Genomic DNA, 8,694 nt, shown 5'->3' with positions numbered 1-8,694 from the left:
TGGAATCGGCATTGCCATGCCAGTCCAGATCTCCCGCGGTGTCCGCGTCGGCCTGCAGCATCGCCTCGATCCGCGCCCAGGTCCCGTCCTCCTGCCAGCGGGTGAACCGCTTGTACAGCGTCTTCCACGATCCGTATCGCTCCGGCACGTCACGCCACGGCACCCCGGTCCGCACCCGGTACACGATCCCGTTGATCACCTGCCGGTGATCACGCCACCGCCCACCACGCTGCGGCGTCATCGCCGGCAGCAACGGCGCGATCCGCGCGTACTCGACATCGCTCAGCTCAAACCGTCCACCCACAACAGAGATGAATAGTCGAGCCACGCCCCAAGATCCAGGAGACACGCCCTAGTTCGGACCGTCCGCCCGGGGTGCTTGCGGCTGATCCATCTATGCCATCAAGTCGGTAGCGAGTGCGAGAGTGTGGCTGCCCCGGCGCGGACAGCCCGGCTCTCGCGCGGTGAGCCACTCCATGTCGGCGATGTGGCGGTGTTCGAGCCATCCTGATACCGCCACATCGCCGCTATGGAGTCGATCAAGGGCGCCGCCGGCATGGAGTCGATCAAGGGCCTCGCCGGCATGGAGTCGGTCAAGGAAGCGTCAGTCGAACGACGGCAGCGACGGTCCCAGGACGTCGTCGGCGTCCACGATCGTGTACGCGTACCCCTGCTCGGCCAGGAACCGCTGCCGGTGCGCCGCGTACTCCGTGTCGATGGTGTCCCGGGAGACGACGGTGTAGAAGTGCGCCTGCCGCCCGTCGGCCTTCGGCCGCAGCACCCGGCCCAGCCGCTGCGCCTCCTCCTGCCGTGACCCGAACGTCCCCGACACCTGGATTGCCACCGCCGCCTCCGGCAGGTCGATCGAGAAGTTCCCGACCTTGGAGATCACCAGCGTCCGCAGCTCACCCGAGCGGAACGCGTCGAACAACCGCTCCCGCTCCTTGTTCGTGGTCGAGCCCTGCACGATCGGCGCGTCCAGGTACTCGCCGAGCTGGTGCAACTGGTCGAGGAACCCACCGATCACCAGCACCTGCTCCTGCGGGTGCCGCTCCACCAGGGCCCGCACCACCGGCAGCTTCGTCCGGGCGGTCGCCGCCATCCGGTAGCGTTCCTCGGCCTCCGCCGTCGCGTAGGACATCCGCTCCGCGTCGGTCAGGGTGACCCGTACCTCGGTGCACAACGCCGGGGCGATCCAGCCCTGCTGCTCGATGTCCTTCCACGGCGCGTCGTACCGCTTGGGGCCGATCAGGCTGAACACGTCGCCCTCCCGGCCGTCCTCGCGGACCAGGGTGGCGGTCAGGCCGAGCCGGCGGCGGGCCTGCAGGTCCGCGGTGAATCGGAAGATCGGCGCGGGCAGCAGGTGGACCTCGTCGTAGACGACCAGGCCCCAGTCGCGCGCGGAGAACAGGTCCAGGTGGGTGAACGCGCCGCCGCGCCGCGCGGTGAGCACCTGGTACGTGGCGATGGTGACCGGGCGGATCTCCTTACGCTCGCCGGAGTACTCGCCGATCTCGTCCTCGGTCAGCGAGGTGCGGGCGATCAGCTCGCGTTTCCACTGCCGGCCGGCGACGGTGTTGGTGACCAGGATCAGCGTGGTCGCCTTCGCCTCGGCCATCGCCGCCGCCCCGACCAGCGTCTTGCCGGCGCCGCAGGGGAGCACCACCACGCCCGACCCGCCGGCCCAGAACGCCTCCACGGCCTCCCGCTGGTACGACCGCAGCGTCCACGGCTTCCCACCGTCCTTGCCGGTCTCGGCCAGTTCGATCGGGTGTGCCTCGCCGTCGACGTACCCGGCCAGGTCCTCCGCCGGCCAGCCGAGCTTGAGCAGCGCCTGCTTGAGCCGGCCCCGCTCGGAGGGATGCACCTGGATGGTGTCGTCGTCGATCCTGTTGCCGAGCATTCCGGCGAGCTTCTTGCTCTTGGCGACCTCGATCAGCACCATCCGGTCCAGCCCGCGCAGGACGAGGCCGTACGCGGGGTCGTTGGCGAGCTGGAGCCGGCCGTACCGGTCCATCGTCTCGGCCACGTCGACCAGCAGGGCGTGCGGCACCGGGTAACGCGAGTACTTGATCAGGGCGTCCACCACGCCCTCGGCGTCGTGTCCGGCCGCGCGGGCGTTCCACAGCCCGAGCGGGGTGAGCCGGTAGGTGTGCACGTGCTCGGGGGAGCGCTCCAGCTCGGCGAAGGGCGCGATCGCCATCCGGCAGGCCTGCGCGTCGGGGTGGTCGATCTCCAGCAGCAGGGTCTTGTCCGACTGCACGATCAGTGGTCCACCGCTCACGCCAGCGTCCTCTCCTCGGCCGGGTCGTCGGCCACCTCTTCGCCGCAGATGGCACCCGACGCAGGCCGACCATCCAGTGTTGCACGAGATCAGGTACGTAAAGAAAATTGCCCGAACGACGCAACGTTTCCGGTCCCCGGCACGTCTACCAATGGGACGGCCGATTCGGGAGGGCAACATGAGACACACGGGCTTCACCATCCGGATCGCCGCTCTGGCCGTGGTCACGCTGGTCGGTGCGGGTGGATGCGCGCTCGATCCGCAGGCCGACCCGGGTGGCACTGGAGGAGGGCTCGCCCCGGTCGGCAAAGCGGAGCAGGTAACGGGGGCGAGTGACGTCTCCCCGTCCGACCAGCTGGCCCGTCCGACGTCGGCCGCGCCGACGACGAAGCCGGCCGCGCCGCGCAAGGAGGCCGCGGCGACGACGACGCGCACCAAGACACCGCCGACGCCGTCGCAGAAGCGGCGGGCCCCCGCCGCCCCCGTGCCGGCCAACAAGACCCGCTGCGCGCAGGGCGAATACCAGCGCGAGGTCGAGGGGTACCTCGCCCGACTCGGTGGCTTCGGCACGGTCACCGTCGACGGCCGGCAGACCGACGCCGACTGCGCCGCGATCAAGAAGTTCCAGCAGCGGTACGACATCCGCCCCGCCGCCGGCCGCGCCGGACCCCTGACGTACGACGTGGCGAAGCGGCTCGCCACCACCGACACCAGCCGGTGCGACGCCGGCTCGGGCGTCACCTTCTGCGTCGACCTGACCCGGCAGACGACCTGGGTGATGAAGGGCGGCACGGTGGTGGCCCGCCCGACGGTGACGCGTACCGGGATGGCGGGCTACGCCACCCCCGCCGGGACATACAAGATCAATTTCCGGAACCTCAAGGAGTGGTCGGATCCGTACGAGGTCTGGCTGCCGTACTGGCAGCGCTTCAACGGCGGGATCGGCTTCCACGAGACCACCACCTACCTGCACAACGCGTCGATCGGCTCGCACGGCTGCGTCAACCTGCTGCACGCCGACGCGGTCCGCTGGTGGGAGCTCGGCTCGGTCGGCTCCCGGGTGGTGCTCGTCGGGCGCCGCCCCGGCACCTGAGCCACCGCCCTGCGCCCCTGCCAGCACGTCGCGGACCCGCGACACGGCCGACTGAGGGTGTCAACCCCTGGGCGCTGCGCCCGTCCGGTGTCACCCTGGGAGGCACGGGCCGTACGGGCGGGGGAGGCTGGATGAGCGTCGACCAGGAACGGGTCACCGACGACGACGGCCCCGCCGACGAGATCTCGACGGCCACCCTCGTCGGGTACGCCGCCGCCGCGTTCGCCCTGGTCGGGTGGTTCTTCTTCGGATGGCTGGTCCAGCGGCAGGGATTCGTCGCCTCGGTCGGCGAGACGGCGGGAGCCGCCTTCGGCCTGCTCCTCGCCGTCTCGGTGATCGGCACGTTCCGCCGCGACCGGCGGTGACCGGTCAGTCCTCCCGCACCGCTGCGGTGATCCGGTGCAGCGCGAAGGTGTGCAGCATCTCCGTCCGCTCGTCCTCGGCGCGCAGGTAACCCGCGCCGATCGACACCGGCCGGACCAGCCGGGACGCCGTCGCCCCGTGTGCGTCGACGTACCCGACCCAGACCAGCGCCTTGTCCCGCAGCGCCTGTTGTAGCACCGCCAGCGCGTCGCTGTGGCTGTGCGCCGGCATCGGCCCGGCCGCCACCCGCGCCGCGCCGCCGCGGACCACCGCCGGGGCCCGCCGGGCCGCCCGCGCCGCCGCGTCGCCCCGCCGGACCTGCTCCACCACCCCGAGCAGGCGCGGCATCGCCAGCTTCGGCGTCGACAGTGGGTCGACACGGGTGCCCACCGGCGTACGGGTCGGTGCCCGGCGGGTCTTCGGCCGGGCGAGCACCGCCGAGCCGCTGGCGTCCTCCGGCACCGGCGCGTACCCGGCGTCGCGCAACGCGATCAGCATCCGCTGCACCTGGTACGGGGTGACCAGCACCGTCGGGGCCAGCCGGCGGAACGCCAACGGCTCCATCCGCTTGTCGGCCAGCACCTCCGCGAGCAGCGCCTCGTCGTCACTGCGCACGTACCCGCCGGCGGAACCCACCCGCAGCCCGCCGTGCTGACGGGCCACGTCGTCCACCAGGTACGTGAGCCCCTGCGGGACCGGGGTACGCGACCGGCGGCGGAACAGGGCGTGCAGGTCCTCGGCGGTGTAGCCGGCGTCCAGGGCCCGCCGGATGCTCGCCGTGGTGACCCGGTGCACGCTGGCCCCACCCGCCGATTCGTGCTCGGCCACCACGTCCAGCTCCGCGGCGAGCGTCGGATCCGGCGGGCCGGGCACCACCACGGACAGGTCGGCCTGCACCAGGAAATGATCGACCGGGGCGGGCAGCAGGGCGTCCAACGCCCGCACCGCGCTCGACGGATCCCCGCTCTCGGCCTCGGAGCGCAGCCCCAACGGGTCGTTCCCGCCACGTTCGTCGGCCTCGGTCACGTCGGCCAGCAGCAGCCGCGCGTACGAGGTGAGCGCACCGAGCCCCGTCACGCCGAGCTGGGCCGCCTCGGTCAGCACCTCCCGGTGCGCGGCCTCCCGCCCCCGGCTGCGCCGGGGCGCCCGCCAGTCCAGCAGGGCCAGCACCTCGTCCGGGGTGGGCGCGGTGGCCGGCTCCAGGTCGGCCAGCACCCCGAGCACCGCCAGGCGGGCGGCCGGCGCGCCGGCCCGTTCCGCCTCGGCGGAGAGCACACTTATCGGGCGGTCCCGGTCGTCACGCTGGCCGACCAGGCCGACCTGGCGGCTCATGGTGAGCCAGGCCCGGGCGAGCTGCTCCCAGCGGTGCGCCAGTGACATCGCCCGCCACACCTCGTACCCGCCGGTGGGCAGCACCTGCTGGTCGGAGCCGTACCGGCCGGTGGTCGCCCCGGGCAGGTCCGCCTCACCGGCCAGCCCTGCCGCGTACGCCACCTCGAGGACCAGCGCGGTGTTCGCCTCGTCGAGCCCGGTCGTGCGGGCCAGCCGGCGCAGGTCACGCACCCCGACGCCGCCCGAGCGGAGCACCGGCGCCGGCTCGGCGGCCAGGCTCTCCAACAGCGCCTCGGTGTGGCGTACCAGCTCCATGGTCTGCCCGGCCCCGGCCGAGTCGGCCAGCTTCGGCTCGCGGGGCGCGGCGGCCACCGGCGGCGGGCTGGTGCGCAGCGGGCCGAGCGGGCCGCTGTCGCGCCGCAGCAGCAGCCCCACCTCGCGGGGCAGTTCCACGGTGCCGGTGGAGACCCGCACCAGCAGCCGGGCGTCGACCAGCCAGCGCACCGGGGAGCCGGTGGGCGGGCCGCCGTTGGTGGTGTCCGGGGGGAGGTCGTCCTCGGTGCCGACGGCGGGGGCCTGGAGGGCGCCCGGCGGCACGCTGCCCACCGGCGGGCCGGCCGCGAGCCGGTCCAGGACGGCACGGGCCGACGGGGGAGCGGCGAGCAGCGTCCGGCGCAGCTTCGCGGCGTCCGCGCAGAGCGCCGCCGCCCGCGGGTCCAGCTCCGCGGCCGGTCGCCCCAGCCCCGCCGGGTACGGGGAGACCTCGTCCACGCTGCCGGCGACGCGCAGCGCGTGCTCCGGGCCGTACAGCAGGAAGAGCGCGCGCAGCTTGTCCACCGCGCGCCGGACGGTGGCCGGCGCGGGCGGATGCGGCCCGGCGGTGGCCATCGCCAGCACCGCCTCGGTGGAGGTGGTGCCGTCCTCGGGATGTCGGGTGAGCCGGGCGGCGTCGAGGATCTGGAGGGTGAACTGGTCCAGCCCGTCCAGCGCGCGGGCCGCGGAGACCCGGGACTCGGCCCGGACGGCGAGGGCGGAGACATCGGCCGGCACCGGCACGACGAGGTCGGGCCGCAGTTGCAGCAGGGCGGCCAGCGACTCGTCGGGCAGGGCGCGCAGGTGGTCGGCGAGTGAGGTGGTCATCGTCGTTCCACGCTAGCCCGCCGCGGGGTGGTCCCGCCCCTCGGACGTCCGGCTGGGTCTCCGGTCGGCGGGTACGTTCTCCGGGTGTCCTCTCTGATGGTCGGCTTCGACCTCGACATGACCCTGGTCGACTCGCGCCCCGGCATCGCCGCCTGCTACCGGGCCCTGACCGCCCGCACCGGTGTGCCGGTCGACGCGGAGCTGGCGGTGTCCCGGCTCGGCCCGCCGCTGCGCACCGAGATCGCGCACTGGTTCCCGCCGGAGCAGGTGGAAGAGGCGGTGACGAGCTTTCGCGAGCTCTACCCGGCGTACGCGATCACGCCGACGGTGCCGTTGCCGGGCGCCCGCGAGGCGGTGGACACGGTGCACGCCCGGGGCGGACGGACGATGGTGGTGACCTCGAAGATCGGCCGGTTGGCCCGGCTGCACCTGGACCACCTCGGGCTGCCCGTCGACGAGTTGGCCGGCGACCTCTTCGCCGAGGAGAAGGCGGCCGCTCTGCGTGCCCATGGCGCGACGCTGTACGTGGGCGACCATGTGGCGGACATGGTGGCGGCGGCCACGGCCGGGGTGCCCGGGATCGGCGTGGCCACCGGCCCGTGCGACCGCGACGCGCTGCGGGACGCCGGGGCGTACCTGGTGCTGGATGATCTCACCGGATTCCCGGCGGCGCTGGACCGGATCATCGGGCTAGCCTTGGAGCAGTAGACGTCTCGAGCGAAGCAGAGGTTCTTCAGGTGCCGACGGGTCGAGTGAAGTGGTATGACGCGGCCAAGGGATACGGGTTCGTCACCAGCGACGAAGGTGGCGACGTGTTCCTGCCCAAGGGCGCGCTACCGGCGGGTGTCACCGACCTCAAAGGTGGGCAGCGGGTCGACTTCAGCGTGGTGGACAGCCGCCGGGGTGCCCAGGCCATGGGGGTCAAGCTGCTGGAGGCCCCGCCCTCCGTGGCGGAGCTGCGCCGGCGACCGGCCGAGGAGCTGCACGGCCTGGTCGAGGACATGATCAAGGTGTTGGAGGCGAAGGTCCAGCCGGACCTGCGCCGGGGCCGGTTCCCCGACCGCAGGACCGCGCAGAAGATCGCTCAGCTGGTCCACGCGGTGGCGCGCGAGCTGGAGGTCTGAGGTACGAGCCCGGCGTCGGTGGCTCGGCCCAGCAGCGCCTCCACGGCGGCGAACCCCGCGTTCCCCAGGTCTGCGGTGAACTCGTTGACGTAGAGGCCGATGTGCCGGTCCACCACGTCGGGCTCCATCTCCTGCGCGTGGGAGAGCACGTAGTCGCGGCTGGCCTCCGGGTCGGCCCAGGCCTGCCGTACCGACTCGCGGATCCAACCGGCGGCCTCGACCGGGTCGACCGTGCCCTTGCGGGCCAGGATCGCGCCGAGCGGGATCGGCAGGCCGGTGTCGCCCTCCCACCACTCGCCCAGGTCGACCAGCGCGGTCAGCCCGTGCCGGGGGTAGGTGAACCGGGCCTCGTGGATGACCAGTCCGGCGTCGTACCGCCCGGCGGCCACGGCGGGCATGATCTCGTGGAACGGCACCACCTCGATCCGGGCCGGCGGCCGGTCGGCGGACCAGAGCCGGAAGAGCAGGTACGCCGTGGTCCGGTCGCCCGGCACGGCGACGGTCGCGCCAGTCAGGTCGGCCCGCTCCGGCCCGCTGTCGGAGTCGCCCGTACCCCGGGTGAGGACCAGCGGCCCGCAGCCGCGACCGAGCGCCCCGCCGCAGGGCAGCAGGTGGTAGTCCTCCAGCAGCCAGGGCAGCGCCGCGTAGCTCACCTTCACCAGGTCGAACGCGCCGCGCTCGGCGGCCGTGTTGGTGACGTCCACGTCCGCGTAGGTCACCTCGACCGGTGGTGCGCCGGGCACCCGGCCGTGCACCAGCGCGTGGAAGACGAAGGTGTCGTTGGGGCAGGGCGAGATCGCCAGGGAGAGCGCCACGACCCCCACGGTAGCCCCGCCCTCGTGCCGCCGCCCCGCCGGTGCTCGGGCCGCGTCGGGGGCGGGCTTGCGATGGGGGCGGGCTTGCGTCGCGGTCGGGCTTGCGGCGGGGGCGGGCTTGCCTCGGGGGCAGGCTTGCCGCGGGGTCGGGCCGCGACGGGGGTGGGCTTGCGACAGGGTCGGGCCGCGACGGGATCGGTCTTGCCGGGAAGGATCGTGTCGGTGCGGTGCGGTGCGGTGCGGTGCGGTGCGGTGCGGTGCGGTGCGGGGCGGGGCAGCGTGGGGCAGCGCGGTGCGGAGGGCGGAGGGACCTGTTCGGGCACTACCGACCTGATGGCATGGATGGATCAGCGGGGCCGGTAGGCGGGTGCCCACCGGCTGGCCTGCCATAGGACGCGGTCCCCGCCGCGCCTTCATCCGCCGCCCTGTTCCGCCGCCTTGGTCCATTGCCCCCGAGCGCCGCCCCCGAGCGCCGCCCCCGAGCGCCGCCCCCGAGCGCCGCCCCCGAGCGCCGCCCCCGAGCGCCGCCCCCGAGCGCCGCCC

8 protein-coding genes are annotated in these 8,694 nt (G+C 73.6%); 4 read left to right on the top strand and 4 right to left on the bottom strand.

Annotated elements, in window-relative coordinates; genetic code table 11:
- A partial coding sequence (locus GA0070560_RS20785; RefSeq protein WP_245675628.1) for a transposase occupies positions 1-241 on the bottom strand: 241 nt, incomplete at its 3' end.
- Between the two features lie 363 nt (positions 242-604).
- The gene (locus GA0070560_RS20780; RefSeq protein ID WP_091300493.1) at positions 605-2,284 is read right to left on the bottom strand and encodes a DNA repair helicase XPB; all 1,680 of its coding nucleotides are present in this window, start codon (positions 2,282-2,284) and stop codon (positions 605-607) included.
- A 178-nt stretch (positions 2,285-2,462) separates the two neighbouring features.
- Here GA0070560_RS20780 and GA0070560_RS20775 point away from each other — a divergent pair, with 178 nt between their 5' ends.
- Positions 2,463-3,377: a L,D-transpeptidase family protein gene (locus GA0070560_RS20775; RefSeq protein ID WP_091300543.1), complete on the top strand. Its 915-nt coding sequence runs from the start codon at positions 2,463-2,465 to the stop codon at positions 3,375-3,377.
- Between the two features lie 131 nt (positions 3,378-3,508).
- Entirely contained in the window at positions 3,509-3,742 is a 234-nt protein-coding gene (locus GA0070560_RS20770; RefSeq protein ID WP_091300490.1) for a hypothetical protein, read from the top strand.
- 4 nt (positions 3,743-3,746) lie between these two features.
- On the opposite strand, the gene GA0070560_RS20765 is transcribed toward GA0070560_RS20770, so the two are convergent.
- The gene (locus tag GA0070560_RS20765) at positions 3,747-6,212 is read right to left on the bottom strand and encodes a helicase-associated domain-containing protein (RefSeq protein WP_091300487.1); all 2,466 of its coding nucleotides are present in this window, start codon (positions 6,210-6,212) and stop codon (positions 3,747-3,749) included.
- Positions 6,213-6,296: 84 nt separating this feature from the next.
- On the opposite strand from GA0070560_RS20765, the gene GA0070560_RS20760 reads away from it, so the two are divergent.
- Together GA0070560_RS20760 and GA0070560_RS20755 are read left to right on the top strand one after the other, a co-directional pair.
- Positions 6,297-6,920: an HAD family hydrolase gene (locus GA0070560_RS20760; protein ID WP_091300485.1), complete on the top strand. Its 624-nt coding sequence runs from the start codon at positions 6,297-6,299 to the stop codon at positions 6,918-6,920.
- 29 nt (positions 6,921-6,949) lie between these two features.
- The gene (locus tag GA0070560_RS20755) at positions 6,950-7,336 is read left to right on the top strand and encodes a cold-shock protein (protein WP_088977134.1); all 387 of its coding nucleotides are present in this window, start codon (positions 6,950-6,952) and stop codon (positions 7,334-7,336) included.
- Here GA0070560_RS20755 and GA0070560_RS20750 read toward each other — a convergent pair.
- Positions 7,297-8,151, bottom strand: coding sequence for a 1,4-dihydroxy-6-naphtoate synthase (locus GA0070560_RS20750; protein WP_091300541.1), 855 nt, complete (start codon positions 8,149-8,151; stop codon positions 7,297-7,299). The genes GA0070560_RS20755 and GA0070560_RS20750 overlap by 40 nt on opposite strands.
- Positions 8,152-8,694: the final 543 nt, after the last annotated feature.

The sequence above is a fragment of the Micromonospora halophytica genome, assembly GCF_900090245.1.
GTDB classification, from domain to species: Bacteria; Actinomycetota; Actinomycetes; order Mycobacteriales; family Micromonosporaceae; genus Micromonospora; species Micromonospora halophytica.
This window is presented reverse-complemented; position numbering and strand designations above follow the sequence as displayed.

Coding starts and splice junctions, on each gene's coding strand:
- GA0070560_RS20775 (WP_091300543.1), top strand. CDS start 2,463: ATGAGACACACGGGCTTCACCATCCGGATCGCCGCTCTGGCCGTGGTC.
- GA0070560_RS20770 (WP_091300490.1), top strand. CDS start 3,509: ATGAGCGTCGACCAGGAACGGGTCACCGACGACGACGGCCCCGCCGAC.
- GA0070560_RS20765 (WP_091300487.1), bottom strand. CDS start 6,212: ATGACCACCTCACTCGCCGACCACCTGCGCGCCCTGCCCGACGAGTCG.